Source organism: Fusicatenibacter faecihominis (assembly GCF_020686945.1).
In the GTDB taxonomy this organism is placed as follows: Bacteria; Bacillota; Clostridia; order Lachnospirales; family Lachnospiraceae; genus Limivivens; species Limivivens faecihominis.
Genome location: NZ_JAJEPR010000007.1, coordinates 1 through 19520, shown reverse-complemented (window position 1 = coordinate 19520; position 19520 = coordinate 1). Strand labels below are relative to the sequence as shown.

Genomic DNA, 19520 nt, shown 5'->3' with positions numbered 1-19520 from the left:
TTAATTATTGAAAGGAGATATTATATCATGGGTTACAAATCAGACATTGAGATCGCACAGGAAACTGTCATGGAGCCGATTACCGCTATTGCAGAGAAAGCAGGTATCGATCCGAAATATCTGGAGCAGTATGGTAATTACAAGGCAAAAATCGACTACAACCTGTTAAGAGAGACAGAGGGCAAGGATGGCAAGCTGATCCTGGTTACCGCTATCAACCCGACACCCGCAGGAGAAGGAAAAACCACTACTACCGTAGGTCTGGCAGATGCTATGCAGAAGCTTGGCAAGAACGTAATGGTAGCTCTTCGTGAGCCGTCCCTCGGACCTGTATTCGGAGTAAAAGGCGGAGCAGCAGGCGGCGGATATGCCCAGGTAGTTCCCATGGAGGACATCAACCTGCACTTCACCGGTGATTTCCATGCGATCGGCGCGGCAAACAACCTGCTGGCAGCAATGATCGACAACCACATTTTCCAGGGCAATGCTCTGAACATTGATCCGAGAAAGATCACCTGGAGAAGATGCGTAGATATGAACGACCGTCAGCTTCGTAACGTAGTAGATGGTCTTGGCGGAAGAACAAATGGCATGCCGAGAGAGGATGGCTACGATATCACCGTTGCATCCGAGATCATGGCTGTTCTCTGCCTTGCAAAAGACATTACGGACCTGAAAGAAAGACTTGGAAGAATTATCATTGGATATACATATGGAAAACCGTCTGAGCAGAAACCGGTTACCGCAGCAGACCTGCACGCACAGGGCGCTATGGCAGCTCTTCTGAAAGACGCTCTGAAACCGAACCTGGTTCAGACTCTGGAGCATGTACCGGCAATCGTACACGGCGGTCCCTTCGCAAATATCGCACACGGCTGTAACTCCGTAACCGCTACGAAGATGGCTCTTCGTCTTGCTGACTATGCCATCACAGAGGCTGGTTTCGGTGCAGACCTTGGTGCAGAGAAATTCCTGGATATCAAATGCCGTATGGCAGGTCTGAAACCCAACGCAGTTGTTATCGTAGCTACTGTTCGTGCTCTGAAATACAACGGCGGCGTTCCGAAGGCTGACTTGAACCAGGAGAACCTGGAGGCTCTGGAGAAAGGACTTCCGAACCTTCTGAAACATGTAAACAACATCAAAAATGTATACAAACTGCCTTGCGTAGTTGCTATCAATGCATTCCCGACCGATACCAAAGCCGAGCTGGATCTGGTAGAGGCTAAATGTAAAGAGCTGGGTGTAAACGTTGCTCTGTCCGAGGTTTGGGCAAAAGGCGGCGAGGGCGGTATCGCTCTGGCAGAGGAAGTTATCCGTCTGGTAGAGGAGCCGAACGACTTCACCTACTCCTACGAGCTGGAAGGAAGCATCGAGGATAAACTGAACCAGATCGTTCAGAAAGTATACGGCGGTAAGAGAGTTGTTCTGACTGCTAACGCTAAGAAACAGGCTGCTCAGCTGGAAGCTCAGGGCTTCGGCAACTGCCCGATCTGTGTAGCTAAGACTCAGTACAGCCTGACAGACGACCCGACAAAACTGGGTGCTCCGACTGACTTTGAAGTTACCGTTCGTAACCTGAAGATCTCCGCTGGTGCAGGCTTCATCGTAGCTCTGACCGGTGATATCATGACCATGCCTGGTCTGCCGAAAGTTCCGGCTGCTGAGAGAATTGATGTAGACGAGACCGGTAAGATCACAGGACTGTTCTAATCAGAAAAATTTAAAATCAGGAGTTCTCCGCTCGATTTTGGGCGGAGAGCTTAGGAAATAGCATGAGAGCTCTGGGCCCGCATTGTTTCTCATGCTATTTTTGTAACCATTTGTCCATGCTGCTGTTTTTCCGAGTATGGCTGGTGTTTTTTTGATTCAGGTATGCGGAATGTCTGCGGATCAGACAAAAAAATTCCGCTGATCCGCGGCAGAAAAAAGGCATTCTGCATATCCCAAATACAGGAGGTAGGAATATGTATCAGGATGCATTTGAGGCAGTCTGTAACGCTGCCAAAGCGAAAACGAATTTATTTAAGAAAAACCCGCTGGGATATTTTGTATCTGCCATGGTTGCTGGTATGTTTATTGCCTTTGGTGCTTTCATCAGCAACGCAGCTGCGGCTCCTTTTGCGGATGCACAGGATCCCATGCAGAAATTTATGAACTCTATGACCTTCAGTGCCGCACTGAGTATGGTATTGATGGCAGGAGCTGATCTTTTCACCGGAAATAACTTCATCCTTTCCTCTGCGGCTTTTGCCAAAAAGATGAAATGGAGCGATGTGGTGAAGATCTGGGTGGTATGTTATCTTGGAAACCTGGTGGGAAGCCTGATCGCAGCCTTTATTTTCCAGGCCAGCGGAGCTGCTTCCGGAACCGTCGGGCAGCTTTTTGCAGCGGCAGCAGAGAAGAAGATGACCGCGCAGGCCATCAATCTCGTACTGAAAGGTCTGCTCTGCAACACTCTGGTATGTATCGCCGTATGGTGCAGCATTAAGCTGAAAAGCGAGGCCGGAAAGCTCATCATGATTATGTGGTGTATCCTTACCTTCATGCTCTGCGGCTTTGAGCACAGCATCGCAAATATGACAACCATGGCAGTCGGAATGATGAATTCCACGAGCGGAACCCTGACCATCGGCGGTTATATTTACAACCTCGTCTGCGTTACCATCGGAAATATGATCGGCGGCGTTGTCTTCGTGGCTCTGCCCTATTATCTGATTTCCAAAAAAACAGAAGCATAAAAAATAAGAAAGAGTACAGACAGAACATGGGAAAAATCCTGTGGACTGTCTGTATTTTTTGTGCTCTGCTAACCTCGTTAAAATAAGTTGTTACATAAATATTACAAAAAGGTTGCGTAAATGATAGAAAATATGTTATAATGATTTAAACGCGAAGATTTTTACAAGGAGGAGCAGTATGAGAGAGCGAATGAAAAAGTTTTTTATGGCAGGGATTTTTCTGCTGTTTCTGATCGTTCTGACCATACCGGCTGAGAGCCAGGCCGCCGTACGTTATAATCTCATCAAAGATGTGACCAGACAGGAGACTCCGGAAGGACAGCTGATCGATGTGGCAGGAAAGAAACGATACCTTCTCAACTCCGGCACTTACCTCAAAAATCAGTGGATCAGCACGAATGCAAGGATTTATCATTTTAACAGATATGGGTATGCCGATACCGGATGGATTACTTATCAGGGAAATAAATATTTTTTACGGGCATCCGGAGCGCTTCATCAGGGAGGCCTTTTGTGGATCAAAGGAAGGATTTACCTTTTCAGGTACGGATATGGCCATCTGATCACCGGCTGGGTGACGCTGAGAGGGGAACAATACTATTTCCGCGAGACCAACAACAACGGAGCTATGATTAAAAACTGGTGGGTGGATGAAAAGTGCCTGGGCCCGGATGGAAAAATGAAGAAAAACGCCTGGGTCGGCCAGTATTATGTGGGCGAGGATGGCGTACGGGTGAAGGATGCCTGGGTTGATGACTGCTACCTTGGCTCTAATGGAAAGAAAGTGACCAACAGCTGGGTGGGAGACTACTATGTGGGCGAGAACGGAAAGAAGCTTACGAACACCTGGCAGGATGGCTATTATCTGGATGAAGAGGGAAAGATCACGAGAAACGCCTGGGTCGGCGATACCTACCTCGGTGAGGACGGACTGCCTGCGACGCCTCCGGATTCCGATGTGAGCAATGAGGTGAAGCGGATTTTTGTGGGAGATTCAAGGACCGTGGGCCTCTATCAGATCATGACGGAGGATACGCTGGTGAAAGCAGGCTCCACACAGTCAGCATTGAATCAGCTGGCCAAGGGCCGTACGGACCTCTATATAGGAAAGGTTGGAATGGGATACGACTGGCTGGCTGCTTCCGCTGTGGAAGAGCTGAAGACCGTACTGATGCGTTATCCGAAATCAAAAGTGGTTCTCCGTATGGGAATCAACGATCTGGGAAACATCAGCGCCTACATTGCTCTCTATAAAGAACTCATGAATCAGTATCCAAACGCTTCCTTTTATACAGAGTCTGTGACGCCGGTGGATGAGACCCTCGGAAGGCAGAATGGCTACTCTGTCACCAACAAGCAGATCCTCCAGTTTAATGTCCGCCTCAAAGCGGCTTTTCCGCAGAATTACATCAGCTCTTACAACTATGTGGTGAAGAACAAAGGAAAGACCGTGGACGGCATTCATTATATGCCGGATACCTACCGGATGATCTATCGTTTTCTTGATTCCGTGGTATAACGACAGCTGTCTTTATATACCGTGAAAACCTTGTAAAATACAGGAAAAATGAGAAGAAAGCCCTTGACACGGGGGCTTTCTTCTTTTATAATGACCTAGGTGCGCGAAAAACAGTGTTTTTGCGCCCTGATATGAATTTTTCCTAAGCAACCACAATACTACAGGAGGTGAAAGGAATGCCAACATTTAACCAGTTAGTAAGAAAAGGCAGACAGACTTCTCAGAAGAAATCTACTGCACCCGCACTTCAGAAAGGATTTAACTCCCTGAAGAAAAAAACTACAGATACTTCCGCTCCGCAGAAACGTGGCGTGTGTACTGCAGTAAAGACCGCTACCCCGAAGAAACCGAACTCAGCTCTTCGTAAGATCGCCAGAGTACGTCTTTCCAACGGAATCGAAGTAACCAGCTACATCCCCGGTGAAGGACATAACCTTCAGGAGCATAGCGTGGTTCTGATCCGTGGAGGCCGTGTTAAGGACCTTCCGGGTACCCGTTACCATATCATCCGTGGTACTCTCGATACCGCAGGTGTTGCTAAGAGACGTCAGGCCCGTTCCAAATACGGTGCTAAGAGACCGAAAGACGCTAAGAAATAATCAATATCGATTCACGAACAGAACTATTACCGCGTAAGCGGAGAGTGCCGGGATTCTATTCACCAGGTGGTTGCAGGTTAAAGATAGAATATACTGGCATGAACACAATAGAACGACACATTGTGAGTACCGATGAATTAATCAGCAGTCTGTACAGGCTGTGTAAATTGTTAAGGAGGGAAGTACCGTGCCACGTAAAGGACATACTCAGAAAAGAGACGTATTAGTCGATCCGTTATACAATAACAAAGTGGTTACCAAACTGATCAATAACATCATGTTAGACGGTAAGAGAGGTATCGCACAGAAAATTGTATACGGAGCATTCGATCGTGTTGCAGCTAAGACTGACAAACCCGCTATCGAAGTATTCGAAGAGGCTATGAACAACATCATGCCTGTTCTGGAAGTTAAAGCAAGACGTATTGGTGGAGCTACCTACCAGGTACCCATCGAGGTAAGAGCTGACAGACGTCAGGCTCTGGCTCTTCGCTGGATCACTACCTACTCCCGTAAGAGAGGCGAGAAGACCATGGAAGAGAGACTGGCTAACGAGATCATGGATGCTGCTAACAACACCGGAGCATCTGTGAAGAAAAAAGAAGACATGCACAAAATGGCAGAGGCCAACAAAGCATTCGCGCACTACAGATTCTAATCCAATCTGCCGCGGGATGGACTTCATCCGTCCCGCAGTGCTGCTTTTTCTGCGTATTATAAATAGGAGGAAAAAACCTTGGCTGGAAGAGAATATCCCTTAGAGAGAACCAGAAATATTGGTATTATGGCTCATATCGATGCTGGTAAAACAACACTGACTGAGCGTATCCTGTATTACACTGGTGTAAACTACAAAATTGGTGATACTCACGAAGGTACTGCTACCATGGACTGGATGGAGCAGGAGCAGGAAAGAGGTATTACCATTACTTCAGCCGCTACGACCTGTCACTGGACCCATCAGCTCGAGTGCAAACCTGCACCGGGTGCTCTGGAGCATCGTATCAACATCATCGACACTCCGGGCCACGTTGACTTCACCGTAGAGGTTGAGCGTTCTCTGCGAGTACTGGATGGCGCTGTCGGTGTATTCTGTGCAAAGGGTGGTGTAGAGCCGCAGTCTGAGAACGTATGGCGTCAGGCTGATACCTACAACGTTCCCCGTATGGCATTCATCAACAAGATGGATATCATGGGTGCAGATTTCTACAATGCTGTTGAGCAGATCAAAACCAGACTGGGCAAAAATGCAATCTGCATCGAGCTGCCCATCGGTAAAGAGAATGATTTCAAGGGCGTCATCGACCTGTTTGAGATGAAAGCTTACATCTACAACGATGACAAGGGTGAGGATATCACCATTGAAGAGATTCCGGATGACATGAAAGACGATGCAGAGCTGTATCATACCGAGATGGTAGAGAAGATCTGTGAGCTGGATGACGACCTCATGATGGCTTATCTTGAGGGTGAGGAGCCCAGCGTCGACGAGATGAAAGCCGCTCTTCGTAAAGGTACCTGTGAGTGTACCGCTGTTCCGGTTTGCTGCGGAAGCGCTTACCGTAACAAAGGTGTTCAGAAACTTCTGGATGCTATTCTGGACTTCATGCCGGCTCCGACCGATATCCCGTCTATCAAGGGTACCGATCTGGAAGGCAATGAGGTTGTAAGACATTCTTCTGATGAAGAGCCCTTCTCCGCTCTGGTATTCAAAATCATGGCTGACCCGTTCGTTGGTAAGCTGGCATTCTTCCGTGTATATTCCGGAACCATGAACTCCGGTTCTTACGTTCTGAATGCAACGAAAGATAAAAAAGAGCGTGTTGGACGTATCCTTCAGATGCATGCAAACAAGAGACAGGAGCTGGATAAAGTTTATTCCGGAGATATCGCAGCAGCAGTAGGATTTAAGTTCTCTGGTACTGGTGATACCATCTGTGATGAGCAGCATCCGGTAATCCTTGAGTCCATGGAGTTCCCGGAGCCCGTTATCGAGCTGGCTATCGAGCCGAAGACTAAAGCTGGTCAGGGTAAGATGGGTGAGGCTCTTGCAAAACTGGCTGAGGAGGACCCGACTTTCCGTGCTCATACTGATCAGGAGACCGGTCAGACCATCATCGCTGGTATGGGTGAGCTTCATCTGGAGATCATCGTTGACCGTCTGCTTCGTGAGTTCAAGGTAGAAGCTAACGTTGGTGCACCGCAGGTTGCATACAAAGAGGCTATTACCAAGGAAGTAAACGTAGACAGCAAATATGCAAAACAGTCCGGTGGTCGTGGACAGTACGGTCATTGTAAAGTTATCTTCACTCCGATGGATCCGAATGGCGAGGAGACCTTCAAATTTGAGTCTACTGTAGTCGGCGGTGCTATTCCGAAGGAGTACATCCCCGCTGTAGGCGAAGGTATCGAAGAGGCTACAAAGGCTGGTATCCTTGGCGGATTCCCGGTTCTGGGTGTTCACGCTAACGTATATGATGGTTCTTACCATGAGGTCGACTCTTCTGAGATGGCATTCCACATTGCCGGTTCTCTGGCATTCAAAGAAGCAATGCAGAAGGGTGCTCCGGTACTTCTTGAGCCGATCATGAAGGTTGAGGTTACTATGCCTGAGGAATACATGGGCGATATCATCGGTGACCTGAACTCCCGTCGTGGCCGTATCGAGGGTATGGATGACCTTGGCGGCGGTAAGATCGTAAAAGCATATGTTCCGCTGGCTGAGATGTTCGGATATTCCACAGACCTTCGTTCCAAGACCCAGGGTCGTGGTAACTACTCCATGTTCTTCGAGAAATATGAGCAGGTTCCGAAGTCTGTACAGGAGAAAGTCCTGAGCGCGAAAGCGAAATAATTGAAAAAAATTAGGCTTGCAAATATCTTAGATTTGAAATATAATCTAAGATAGCCTGATATAAAGAAAATTAAAGGTATGCCGTAAGGCGAGATTTTTAAGGAGGACAATCAAAATGGCAAAAGCTAAGTTTGACAGAAAAAAACCGCATTGTAATATCGGTACCATTGGTCACGTTGACCATGGTAAAACTACTCTGACCGCTGCTATCACAAAAGTACTTGCTGCTAGAGTAGCTGGTAACACTGCTACTGATTTCGAGAATATCGATAAAGCTCCGGAAGAGAGAGAGCGTGGTATCACCATCTCTACCGCACACGTTGAGTACGAGACCGAGCACAGACATTACGCACACGTTGACTGCCCGGGCCATGCTGACTATGTAAAGAACATGATCACTGGTGCAGCTCAGATGGATGGTGCTATCCTTGTAGTAGCAGCTACTGATGGTGTTATGGCTCAGACTAAAGAGCACATCCTTCTTTCCCGTCAGGTAGGTGTTCCCTACATCGTTGTATTCCTGAACAAATGTGATATGGTTGACGATGAGGAGCTCCTTGAGCTGGTTGAGATGGAAGTTACCGAGCAGCTGGAAGAGTACGGATTCAACGATTGCCCGATCATCAGAGGTTCAGCTCTGAAAGCTCTGGAAGATCCGAATGGTCCGTGGGGCGACAAGATCATGGAGCTTATGGATACCGTAGATTCCTACATCCCGGATCCGCAGCGTGATACCGACAAACCGTTCCTTATGCCTGTCGAGGACGTATTCACCATCACTGGCCGTGGTACTGTAGCTACCGGTCGTGTAGAGCGTGGTGTTCTTCATCTGAACGATGAGGTTGAAATCCTTGGCGTTAAAGAGGAGAAGAAGAAAACTGTTGTAACCGGTATCGAGATGTTCCGTAAACTCCTGGATGAGGCACAGGCTGGTGATAACATCGGTGCTCTGCTTCGTGGTGTTCAGAGAACAGATATCGTTCGTGGACAGGTTATTGCTAAACCGGGTACTGTTACCTGCCATACCAAATTCACCGCTCAGGTTTACGTTCTGACCAAAGATGAGGGTGGCCGTCATACTCCGTTCTTCAATAACTACAGACCGCAGTTCTACTTCCGTACCACCGATGTAACTGGCGTTATCAGCCTGCCGGAAGGCACCGAGATGTGCATGCCTGGTGATAACGTAGAGATGACCATCGAGCTGATCCACCCGATCGCTATGGAGCAGGGTCTTACTTTCGCTATCCGTGAAGGTGGACGTACTGTAGGATCAGGACGTGTTGCTACAATCATCGAGTAATCACTGATTAATATATATTGAGTACCGCAAGGTACATGTGTCCAAACGTAAGATACCCCGGAACCGCAAGGTTTCCGGGGTTTTTCTGTTGTGTAAAAAGTTTAAAATAAGGCTGTAAAGAATAGCGAATAAATTAAAAACAGGCAGGTATAGGAAGAAAATGAAAATCTTCGCATATCTGCCTGTGATACTGTTATGATACTATTTCTGTTCGTTATTGGAAAATTTCTGTGTTAAAAGTTCATCTCGTTTACGGATTCGTGTCTCAAAATCCAGTTCTTCAATTTCTTTATGGGTGACAGGTTTGGAAGTGTAGTATTCCAACGTCTGCTTTTTCCACATATCAAACATATCTTTGCCTGTGAAATAAGATTCCAGGCTTTCTCTGTTCTCCTGCAGATCAGCAAGAAAATTACACATATCTGCGTTTAAAGAATGTTCCGGATCATTTCCATAAAAGCGAAGTCCGGCATACCATTTCTGTGTTTCTGTTTCTATATCACCGGGAAGTTTATTATTTATATCCAGTTCATACCGGAGTTCATTGGATTCATTCATCTGCAGTAAAACCCAAAGAATATCGCTGAGAGTGGAAATCTGTACTTTATTTTCAGATAATCCAAATAACCAGTCCAGTGAGACATGAAATTTCTGAGCAATAGTCAATAACACATCATTGGAGGGAGTAACCACACCATTTTCATAACTGGATAAAGTTGACTGACGTATACCAATAGCTGCGGAAAAGTTTTTTTGATTCATCTTCAGATCAGTTCGTAGCTCTTTTATTTTTTCTGAAATAGATGATTCCTGCATATTATCCACCTCCTTAAAAGCTATGATTAGTATATCACAAATGATAAAAATCAACAATATAGAAAAATATCATTCACACAGATAAAAACCATTGACAATGATTATTTAAAATGATATAGTATCAGTGAAAATGATAATTATAGACAAGGAGGAAATGATATGCAGAGACAGAACTATATGATTACAGCGGAAGAAGTTGCAGAGAGCATGGGGATTTCACTTGGATATGCTTACAAGCTGCTTCGCAAACTGAACAAAGAGCTTGCAGATCAGGGATATGTAACCGTTGCGGGCAAGATACCGAGGGCATTCTGGGAAAAGAAATTTTATGGATATTCCCAGATTGCAATGTAAGGGGGTGAGAAAGTATGGCAGCATACAAAGATGAAGAAAGAGGAACCTGGTATGTTTCATTTTATTATGAGGACTGGACAGGAGCCAAAAAGCGAAAAGTAAAAAGAGGATTCCGCACTAAGAAAGAAGCATTAAATTTTGAAGCGGAGTATAAAAGAACAGCGAAAGCAGACATGGATATGACAATGGGAGAGTTTGTAGAAGTCTACTTCCGAGACAAGTCTCAGTCATTGAAGGACAGGAGTATCAAGAACAAAAGAGATACGATGAATGCTCAACTGTTACCGTATTTTAAGGACAGACCGATGAACAGTATCACACCAGCAGAGATTATCCAGTGGCAGAATACGATTATTGAAAAAGGATATTCAGATGATTATCTGAAAACAATACAGAATCAGATGACGGCATTGTTTAATCATGCGAAGAATATTTACAATCTGGCAGATAATCCCTGTGACAAAGTAAAACGTATGGGAAAGACTTCAAAAAAGAAAATGAAGTTTTGGACAATTGAAGAATATCGGCAGTTTATGACCGGAATAGAACCGGGAAGCAAATATTATGTGCTGTTTGAATTATTATTCTGGACAGGAGCGAGAGAAGGCGAAGCACTCAGCATTACACCTGCTGACATTGATTTTGAAAGGAATCTACTTCATATCAATAAAACTTACTACCGTATGCATGGAGAGGACGTGATTACATCTCCCAAAACAGAAGAATCGAACCGTACGATTTCCATACCGGAATTTCTGAAAAAAGAGATTCAGGACTATATTAGCAGACTGTATGAGTTGCCCGAAGATGAACGGATTTTTCCAATGGTTCATGAAGCGGTACAGCATAAGTTAAAACAGGTGGTTCAAAAGACCGGAGTAAAAAAGATAAGAGTACACGACATTCGTCACAGTCATGCGGCATTTCTGATTAATAAGGGAGTGCAACCATTGATGATTAAAGAAAGGTTTGGACATACGGACATTCGCATTACATTGAATACTTATGGGCACTTATATCCAGATCAGCAGAAAGTGGTGGCAGATATGCTGGATGATGAAAATATAAAAAGCTCCGGAAGTACGAACAACCGGAGCAATGTGACAAATGGGGACGAATCCACAAATGTCAACCCTAGACAAGTTGATTATAGCAGGGATTCTTCCAGAGAACAACAGATAATTGGCGAGAATAGTTTGAAAAATGGAGGAATTTATGGAACAGAGAAATGAGAATAAAACAGAATTGAAAATGATAAAGATGTCAGATGTCCAGTCCCAGACAGTGGACTGGCTCTGGTATCCATTTATCCCTTATGGGAAATTAACGATCATTCAGGGTGATCCGGGCGATGGAAAAACTACGCTGATATTAAATATTGCAGCGAGATTGTCTAAAGGAGAAGGTCTGGATAACGATATGAAAGTAACAGAACCAGTAAAGATTATTTATCAGACAGCGGAAGATGGGCTGGCAGATACGGTAAAACCCAGACTGGAGCTGGCAGAAGCGGTCTGTGAAAGAATCATGGTTATAGATGAAACAGAAAAATCACTTTCCATGATAGATGAGAGACTGGAAACTGCTATCAAACGGACTGGTGCGAGAGTGCTTATTTTAGATCCGATTCAGGCATACCTTGGAGGAACAATGGATATGAACCGGGCAAATGAAGCAAGGGATATGACAAAAAGATTGAGCTTGCTGGCAGAAAAGTATAAATGTGCAATTTTATTAATCGGACATATGAATAAAGCTGGTGGAAATAAAGCTGCATATAGAGGAATGGGTTCGATTGACTTTTTTGCAGTAGCCAGAAGCGTATTACTGGTAGGAAGAATAGAGGGAGAACCGGACTTAAGAGCAGTGGTTCAGATTAAAAATAATCTGGCTGCATTTGGACATTCCAAAGCATTTCGCCTGATAGAAACCGGATTTGAGTGGATAGGTGACTATGAAATCACAGCAGATGAGGTGCTTGGTGGAATTGCTCCAAAGGTAAATAAACTGGAACAGGCAAAAAAGATGCTGAGGGAACTGGCAGAAACATCAAATTCTGTGCAAAGCAGTGAAATCTTTGATATGGCAGAAGAGTTGAATATTTCTAAAAGAACACTGGAAAATGCAAAAAAGGAACTTGGAATTAAGGCAAGACGAATCGGTAATTCCTGGTATTGGGATTTAGATAAAGTTAAGCCAGAATAAATTAAGGGTGCAACATTGCAGAGTATATAGAAAATGCGGAATTAAATGCAAGGTTGCAATCTGTAAAGACATTGCAGTGTTGCGTCCTTACATAAATTGTAAGAAGGTGAGAACTTGAAAAACGTTATGATTCCAGAGGAGTTATTTGGAAAGATTATAAAATATCATTTACTGGATCAGGAACAGGAAGCAGATGATATAAGAAAAGGTCTGGAGAAAAAGCTGGATGCAATGGTAAATCGTGAGGTATACAGTAAATCCAAAACTGCACGAACAGAAGAAGAACGGGAAAAGTTCCGGCAGGAGTATCTGGACAGAAAAGGAATGCAAGAGAGCTTTCGATGGTAACAGTTCTTATTGACTATCTTTTTACAGGAGCGTGTCACGCACCTGTGAGAAGTAAACAAGGAGAAAGTTGGTAAGGTGCAGACGGAAAACTATGGCTGGAATGTGAGATTACTGTAAATTTGATAGTTGTGAAGAAGGGAGAAAGATACAATGAAACAGGGAAGATTAGGATATAACAGTAGCAATGACAGATATGGATTGTTGGCATCAGACTTATGGATTGATACGGGATTTCACTGTGGAGAAGGTCTTGAGGTGTTGGTTGATGATAAGTGGGTACGGACAAGAATGGAGATGAATCCAGCAAGAGAATGGTATTTGGTAGGAACACCGTACTGTGGAGATCTGGAATATGTGCAGGCAAGAATACCAGAATAATTTAGCCGAGAGAGTAACGCAGAAGCCAACCGACTAACGGGAGGAATAAAATAGGTCTTCGCTCCGCTTCGGTCTGTTCTGCACCCCCGGAGGGCGCAAGGGTACTTTTGATGGACGGAACGGCTGTCGAAAGTGCTTTTGCGTTACTTTTGACAAAAGTAACAAAACCGCCGTATCCGGCGAAGATTTCTTTTTATACTATAGCTGGTAAAGATACAAATTTATGTGCCATGTCTGGCACTGGTTTTAGAAAGTAGGGTGACGAACATGAAGCTGAAACGAACAATTAGTGGTATGATCGGGACAGGTTCTCTGGCTCATAATAGAAGGGAATTTATAGCAGAAAATGTTGATCCAGACAGAGTGCAACTAAATATTTGCTATCAGAATGAGAATTTAAAAGAAGTTTATAAAGAACTGTTTGATGAAGCTGTAGAACGATATAATATCGGGAAAAGAAAAGATAGACAGATTACAAATTACTATGAAAAAATCCGACAGGGAAAACAAGAGAAGTTGTTCCACGAAGTGATTCTTCAAATTGGAAATCGAGAAGATATGGCTGTCGGAACAGCAGAAGGAAATCTGGCTATAAAAGTGCTGGATGAGTATGTAAAAGACTTCCAAAAACGGAATCCAACACTACGGGTATTTGGGTGTTATCTACATCAGGATGAAGCTACTCCACATTTACATATTGATTTTATTCCTTATGTGACTGATTGGAAAGGAAAAGGAATGGACACCAGAGTTTCGTTGAAACAGGCATTAAAAAGTCTTGGATTTCAAGGTGGAAATAAACATGATACAGAGTTGAACCAGTGGATGAACCACGAAAAAGAGATCCTGGCAGAGATTGCAAAACAGCATGGCATTGAATGGGAACGGAAAGGTACTCATGAGGAACATTTGGATGTTTATAACTTCAAGAAGAAAGAGCGAAAAAAGGAAGTACAGGAGTTGGAGCAGGAGAAAGAGCATCTAACTGCAGAAAAAGAAGAACTGACAGCACAAATTGCGGAATCCAGAGTAGATATCCAGACTTTAAAGGAGGACAAGGAACAGGCAATCAAGGAGAAACAGGAAGCAGAAAAAAGGGCAGAGGACGCAGAAAAAGAATTAAAAAGTCTGGAAGAGCGTCGAGATATGCTGCAGCCGATTATGGATAATGCCAGTAAGGAAATAAAAGAATATGGAATGATTAAGACGTTTTTACCGGAGGCAGGAACATTTGAACGTGCAGTACCTTACAGAGAAAATAAAATCAAGCCATTGTTTATCAAGATGAAGAATCAGATTGCTGCATTAGCTGGAAAGGTTGTAGAACTTAACAAAACGGTAGAAAGCTGGAAAAACAAATATCAAAAATCTGCGGAGAAATGTGTTGATATTCAGAAGCAGTTAGATGATGTGCGTAAAGAAAATGGAAAATTATCAAATGATAATCAACATTTACAAGAGAACTCGGACAGATATGACAGAGTGGTGCGTATTCTGGGAACAGAAGCTGTAGAGGATGTGGTGCAGCAGGATATTAAAGAACAAAAGGAATTGGAAGAGCAGCGTCGAATGGAACAAATGCCAAAGGGAAGCGTTCTGAAACAGTTAGAATGGGCTACTCAAAAGAGGCAGATGGAAAATCAACAGCATAAAAAGAACAAAACAAAATATAGAGGATTGGAGATTTAATGTTATGAAAAAACAGATTTATGATGAGAAAAACGGAATGAGTTATACGTTGCATGGAGATTACTATTTGCCGGATCTGGTTTTGAGCGAAGCAGAACCGACATATGGAAAATATGGAATGTTACGAAAGCAGTTCTTAAAAGAACACAGATCAGCAAGATATCAGTATCTGTTATTGACTGGAAAGCTGAATGAACATCTGAATCAGGCTGATCAGGAAGCTAGAGAACAGGTGGAAACGCTTATGGAACAGATGGCAGAAAAACAGAGGGTAACAGAAGAATTAAAGTCACAGGATCAGATGAAGTGGGCTCGGTTAATGAATAATATAAAAGCCAGTGCAGAAGAAATTGTATTGAAAAACCTGGTATGTGTGTGATTGTAAGTGACAGTCGATAAGATTGCCCTTTTACACTTTTGTATATATTAGAATAGCACTTTAGAAAGCACTATGGTAAAATAAAGTGAAGGTAAATCGGAATTTGGAGGATTGAATTATGTGGAATGAATTAGGTATAAGTGGAGGAACCGCAATTGTTATTTTGATTGCGCTGTATTTCGTTATCAAATGGGCAGTGAAAAATGGCATCAAAGAAGCCTACAGTGCTATCACTGGAAAGAAAACTGTTGAAGATATCCAAAACGAAAAAGAGCTGAAAGAACTTGGATTGGATTCAGAAGATCAATAACTTCAAGTTTGTGGAATCGACTGAAAGGAAGTATTATATGTTCTATATTGTTTTTGACTTTACAATGGCAGTGATCATGCTTTTATTTGGAATATGGTTTTATAGGTCAAAAGGACAAGCATCCAAATTCTTGTCTGGTTATAATATGAAATCAGCAGAAGAACGAAAAAAATATGATGAAAATGCTATGTGTAAGGCATATGGGAAGAGAATGATGTTTATGTCAATTCCTTTTATTGCTGGAATGATTATGGATATTTGGCATATAGGAATCGGTTGTTTAATTGCATGGGTGATATGGTTTGTTATGTTTATTATGCTGCTTATTGATAGACATAAAAGAGAAGGTTAATTTATAGAGGAATAGAATGCTTTTGGGGTGAAAATACCGTTTATTTGTTTTAGACATACGATGTCCGGTTGAAAATTAGCGGATTCTCGTTTTATGTCGTGGTAATTTTGGCATATATTGGTAAGCTGTAAATGGAAGAGAGGTAGAGACATGGATACAAAAAAGATTGGAGCTTTTTTAAAGCAATGTCGTAAAGAAAAGAATCTTACACAAGAGCAGCTTGCTGAAAAGTTTGGAGTATCTGCAAGAACAGTTTCCAGATGGGAAACAGGAATAAATATGCCAGATCTCAGTATACTTGTTCAACTTGCTGAGTATTACGATGTTGAGATGAGAGAGCTCCTGGATGGAGAAAGGAGCCAGACTATGAATAAAGAGATGAAAGAAATATTGGACAAAGTTGCGGTGTATGAAGAATGGGTGAAACAAAAAGCATTAAAGGCTGGAAATCTTGCATTTGCATCAATGTTTGTGATTAGTGTGTTAGCGATTATTATTCAGATGTTATTAACGGTGGATATTCGCTTGGTTTTAGGAGAGACAGCAACTGCTTTAGTAGGAGGAATCCTGTATGCCTCTATTATGGTGTATAATGGAATATGGGATAAATGTTTGCCAAAAAGTGCTACTATATGGAGAGATTTTCTCACCAGTGTGATATGTGCAGGAATTTTTACAGTCATCTATGGCATATGTTTATTTAGAATGGGAGCTACAGAAACACAGGTAACACAATTAGCATTGGGATTTCTGATTGGTATTACTATTGTGGCATTTATTGTTCTTAGGCTCTTGGCACTTATTAATCGAAAAAGAAACCAGAATTCGTCAAATGTTCAGGAGAAAAAGGAAACTTCCCTATCTAAGGCAGAATGGACAAAAATTTATAATGCACAGAATATAGTAGAGACAGAACAACTCGTAGAAATGTTAAAGCAAAATGGAATAGCAGCTTTTTCACAGGAAGCAGGTGCGAATGTTGCAATGCATGGGGCACCTGGATTTGGAATATATGGTGTGGATATATTCGTGAAAACCGATGATGCAGAGAATGCAGTAAAGGTGCTTAAAGGTTACTTCTCGGGGGATATATAAAGTTTTGCGAGATAAAAATTTTGACATTTTTAGAGATAGGTGCTATTTTTTTAATTATAGTGATATTGAATTTACCGCTTAGTTATATAGCTAAGCGGTGTTTTTATAAGTATTTACAAGCGAGAAAAAAGAGCAGCTAAACTAAAATAAGCATAAAATATGGAAAAAGCAAAAAAATAATGGACGCTGCGCTTGACAAAATAATAAATAGAGTATAGTATGAAGAAAAGGAGACGTGAAAAATGAATATAAATCAGAAACTAATTAGGGCTGCAGAATTTAACCCTACAGAAAAATCGCATAAATTAACAGTTTTAAGTATGTGTCAGCAAATTGAAAAACAGCAAATAACTTTACCGTTATATCAGAGAGACATGAGTTGGAATTTGCATAAATGCATTTCTCTTTTAAATTATCAATTATTAGGAAAAGCTCCGGTTTCGCCACTTTCAGTTAATGCGATTAATGATCTGCAGGATTACGTGCCACAAGTATCATTTATAACGAGAGAAATAGTTAAGGATATGAGTAGAACTCAAATTTCAATTGTAGATGGACAGCAAAGACTGACAACGAACTATAAAGCATATACGGATAGTGAGGATTTTCGAAATATAGTTTTGGATTTAATAAAAGGAAGATTTCTTCTGGTAGAGGGAGCAATAGAAAGATATCAGATTCCAGTTGGAAAGCTGCTCAATAAAGAAGATAGCGTGTTTTATTCGTATGTTATGAATTCTAAATACCTAAGAAAAGAAAATGTTTTACCTGTTTTATTACAGTGCCGGACTAAAATTAGAAATTATTATTATACAATTAATCAAGCAGATGATTTGTCAGAAGATGAACAAATAGAATGGTTTGAAGTATTAAATAATGCAGGAAGTCGTGTAAGTGCTTTACAAATGAGATTTTCAAAGATGAAAATTCATGGAATTGATATCTATACGCAATATACGAATATTTTCAGAGATAGACTTTTGGAACATGGTTATAACTTCTTTGTCCCTAAAAAAACAGAGGTCTCTTATCCAATTGCTACTTTAAATTCGGCATATGAAATTATAACAGGTAAGGAACATACAGAAGCATATACTCCTATTCCATCTGATACAAAAGAGAACCAGTTGTGTAGTCTTAAACCTTCAGAAATTCAAAGATGCTTTGAATTGACATTGAAAGCACTAGATAAAGCACTTCAGTTTATTCAGGAACACAATTTGCAAGAACCAGATAGAATAGATTATATAACATATTTAACAGGATATTTTGTATATTATCCAGATAATATGGGAAAAGAAGTTGAAAATAAATTGTGTGAGTGGTATATGAATGTTAATTTTAAAAACCAATCTAATACTGGACGACGTACAGAATTCAAGAAGCTGTTAAATATTAAGTCATAAAGGGAGATACGGATGAAGAAGGTTATTAATGGATGCATTTATGCAATAGATTTAGGGGGAACAGAAGAATACGAATTTAAAGGGGTACACCCGGCGATGGTTGTACGGATGCTAAAAGAAGAAAAAATGTATTATGTTGTACCCTTAACGACGTATACAAAAGAGCGGTGGGAAAAATGTAAAAGACAAGGCTTTGGGTGTAGAATCGTTTCAACTAATTCTATTGCTCGAGTTGATAAGATTAATATTGTTACAGAAAAACAAATACATAGTAGATATTACAATTCTGAAAAATTAGTATGTGCGGAACCGGCGGAAATTGAAAAGGTAATTTTGCGGGTGGAAGAATACTTTAAATTGTCGAATCAAAAGGGATTGAATGAGTATAAGAAATTTTATTCAGAGAAAAAAGTTTTTGAAAATAAAATGTATCAATTTTGGATTGACAATAAATTTGATGATGTTTATTATAATGTAAAAATAGAAAAAGGCTCTATTGAATTAGAGTTAGGAAAAGATGAAATTCGAAATCTGACCTTTAATGATATAGTACAGGTATTATCTGAATTGTTAGATGCTTCAAAGCTTCATTTCGAGAAAAAAGGTAATCAAAGTATAATAATATGTTTTAATGTCGATCACAAAATAGCATTGACTTTTCAAGAAAAATATGATAAATTTAAATCACAGAAGGGTAGTGTAGAAGCGTAAAGCCAGCTGTGAATAATAAGTGCGTAGAAGGGTTGTATTTAATATACGTAAAGCCAGCTACATAAAAAGTAAGCTAGTTTAGTTTACTTTTTTTATTTAGTGCATATCATAGATAATGGAAGGGCAGCTAATAGCGTAAGACCAGCCACTAATTTCGAGGGATTGGGAGACCAATCCTTCGTTTTGAATGTATTACTTATTTTGTGATACTATTTTGATACTAAAAAATGAAAAGAATAAAAATACAACTTGGAAAATTCACAATACAGGACAATATAGACACGAAAATCATAGAAAATAATGAGATTTTAAGAACCTCACAAACGTGAAGGTGGACGTACTGTAGGATCAGGACGTGTTGCTACAATCATCGAGTAATCACTGACTAAAACTTCCCACACCGTATCGGTGTGTTGAACCTTGAAAATTCAATATTTCAGCCAATAAAAAAGGCATAAATC

General features: G+C 41.7%; 20 protein-coding genes. 19 read left to right on the top strand and 1 reads right to left on the bottom strand.

All coding sequences use genetic code 11. The annotated features are described in order from the left end of the window. Positions 1 to 27 precede the first annotated feature (27 nt). From LKD71_RS05840 to tuf, 7 genes are all read left to right on the top strand, one after another. Positions 28 to 1713, top strand: a complete 1686-nt coding sequence (locus LKD71_RS05840; protein ID WP_178046402.1) for a formate--tetrahydrofolate ligase — start codon at positions 28 to 30, stop codon at positions 1711 to 1713. Between the two features lie 254 nt (positions 1714 to 1967). Beyond that, positions 1968 to 2741, top strand: a complete 774-nt coding sequence (locus LKD71_RS05835; protein ID WP_227614705.1) for a formate/nitrite transporter family protein — start codon at positions 1968 to 1970, stop codon at positions 2739 to 2741. A 178-nt stretch (positions 2742 to 2919) separates the two neighbouring features. Next, positions 2920 to 4260 carry a hypothetical protein gene (locus LKD71_RS05830; protein WP_227614704.1) on the top strand — a complete coding sequence of 447 codons (1341 nt, stop codon included), beginning with the start codon at positions 2920 to 2922 and terminating at the stop codon, positions 4258 to 4260. Between the two features lie 176 nt (positions 4261 to 4436). Further along, positions 4437 to 4859 carry a 30S ribosomal protein S12 gene (rpsL, locus tag LKD71_RS05825; RefSeq protein ID WP_117767267.1) on the top strand — a complete coding sequence of 141 codons (423 nt, stop codon included), beginning with the start codon at positions 4437 to 4439 and terminating at the stop codon, positions 4857 to 4859. A 187-nt stretch (positions 4860 to 5046) separates the two neighbouring features. Next, positions 5047 to 5517, top strand: coding sequence for a 30S ribosomal protein S7 (rpsG, locus tag LKD71_RS05820; RefSeq protein WP_178046398.1), 471 nt, complete (start codon positions 5047 to 5049; stop codon positions 5515 to 5517). Positions 5518 to 5595: 78 nt separating this feature from the next. Next, on the top strand, positions 5596 to 7713 hold the full coding sequence (gene fusA / locus LKD71_RS05815; RefSeq protein WP_178046397.1) for an elongation factor G: 2118 nt from the start codon (positions 5596 to 5598) through the stop codon (positions 7711 to 7713). A gap of 115 nt (positions 7714 to 7828) precedes the next feature. Further along, positions 7829 to 9016 carry an elongation factor Tu gene (gene tuf, locus LKD71_RS05810; protein ID WP_227614703.1) on the top strand — a complete coding sequence of 396 codons (1188 nt, stop codon included), beginning with the start codon at positions 7829 to 7831 and terminating at the stop codon, positions 9014 to 9016. 201 nt (positions 9017 to 9217) lie between these two features. Here tuf and LKD71_RS05805 read toward each other — a convergent pair whose 3' ends face one another. Then, positions 9218 to 9832 (bottom strand): helix-turn-helix domain-containing protein, encoded by a 615-nt coding sequence (locus tag LKD71_RS05805; protein ID WP_070100139.1) that lies wholly within the window; start codon positions 9830 to 9832, stop codon positions 9218 to 9220. A gap of 159 nt (positions 9833 to 9991) precedes the next feature. On the opposite strand from LKD71_RS05805, the gene LKD71_RS05800 reads away from it, so the two are divergent. From LKD71_RS05800 to LKD71_RS05745, 12 genes are all read left to right on the top strand, one after another. Further along, positions 9992 to 10186 (top strand): helix-turn-helix domain-containing protein, encoded by a 195-nt coding sequence (locus LKD71_RS05800; protein WP_055053915.1) that lies wholly within the window; start codon positions 9992 to 9994, stop codon positions 10184 to 10186. 14 nt (positions 10187 to 10200) lie between these two features. After that, positions 10201 to 11418, top strand: a complete 1218-nt coding sequence (locus LKD71_RS05795; protein WP_055053914.1) for a site-specific integrase — start codon at positions 10201 to 10203, stop codon at positions 11416 to 11418. Beyond that, positions 11390 to 12391, top strand: coding sequence for an AAA family ATPase (locus tag LKD71_RS05790; RefSeq protein WP_227614702.1), 1002 nt, complete (start codon positions 11390 to 11392; stop codon positions 12389 to 12391). The genes LKD71_RS05795 and LKD71_RS05790 overlap by 29 nt, the downstream gene beginning before the upstream one ends. 126 nt (positions 12392 to 12517) lie before the next feature. Beyond that, the gene (locus LKD71_RS05785) at positions 12518 to 12739 is read left to right on the top strand and encodes a hypothetical protein (protein ID WP_055053938.1); all 222 of its coding nucleotides are present in this window, start codon (positions 12518 to 12520) and stop codon (positions 12737 to 12739) included. A gap of 150 nt (positions 12740 to 12889) precedes the next feature. After that, the gene (locus LKD71_RS05780; RefSeq protein ID WP_055053912.1) at positions 12890 to 13117 is read left to right on the top strand and encodes a DUF5348 domain-containing protein; all 228 of its coding nucleotides are present in this window, start codon (positions 12890 to 12892) and stop codon (positions 13115 to 13117) included. A 267-nt stretch (positions 13118 to 13384) separates the two neighbouring features. Next, positions 13385 to 14806, top strand: coding sequence for a plasmid recombination protein (locus LKD71_RS05775; RefSeq protein ID WP_055053911.1), 1422 nt, complete (start codon positions 13385 to 13387; stop codon positions 14804 to 14806). Between the two features lie 4 nt (positions 14807 to 14810). Next, on the top strand, positions 14811 to 15185 hold the full coding sequence (locus LKD71_RS05770) for a TnpV protein (protein ID WP_227614701.1): 375 nt from the start codon (positions 14811 to 14813) through the stop codon (positions 15183 to 15185). A 118-nt stretch (positions 15186 to 15303) separates the two neighbouring features. Beyond that, a complete protein-coding gene (locus tag LKD71_RS05765; RefSeq protein ID WP_008373533.1) occupies positions 15304 to 15495 on the top strand; it encodes a DUF6019 family protein in 192 nt (63 codons plus the stop codon). 37 nt (positions 15496 to 15532) lie between these two features. Then, complete coding sequence (locus tag LKD71_RS05760; protein ID WP_055053909.1) at positions 15533 to 15847, top strand: DUF3784 domain-containing protein; 315 nt, start codon at positions 15533 to 15535, stop codon at positions 15845 to 15847. 150 nt (positions 15848 to 15997) lie between these two features. Further along, complete coding sequence (locus LKD71_RS05755) at positions 15998 to 16942, top strand: helix-turn-helix domain-containing protein (RefSeq protein ID WP_227614700.1); 945 nt, start codon at positions 15998 to 16000, stop codon at positions 16940 to 16942. Between the two features lie 242 nt (positions 16943 to 17184). After that, a complete protein-coding gene (locus tag LKD71_RS05750; RefSeq protein WP_081017107.1) occupies positions 17185 to 18348 on the top strand; it encodes a GmrSD restriction endonuclease domain-containing protein in 1164 nt (387 codons plus the stop codon). Positions 18349 to 18360: 12 nt separating this feature from the next. Beyond that, a complete protein-coding gene (locus tag LKD71_RS05745) occupies positions 18361 to 19059 on the top strand; it encodes a hypothetical protein (protein WP_055053907.1) in 699 nt (232 codons plus the stop codon). Positions 19060 to 19520 lie beyond the last annotated feature (461 nt).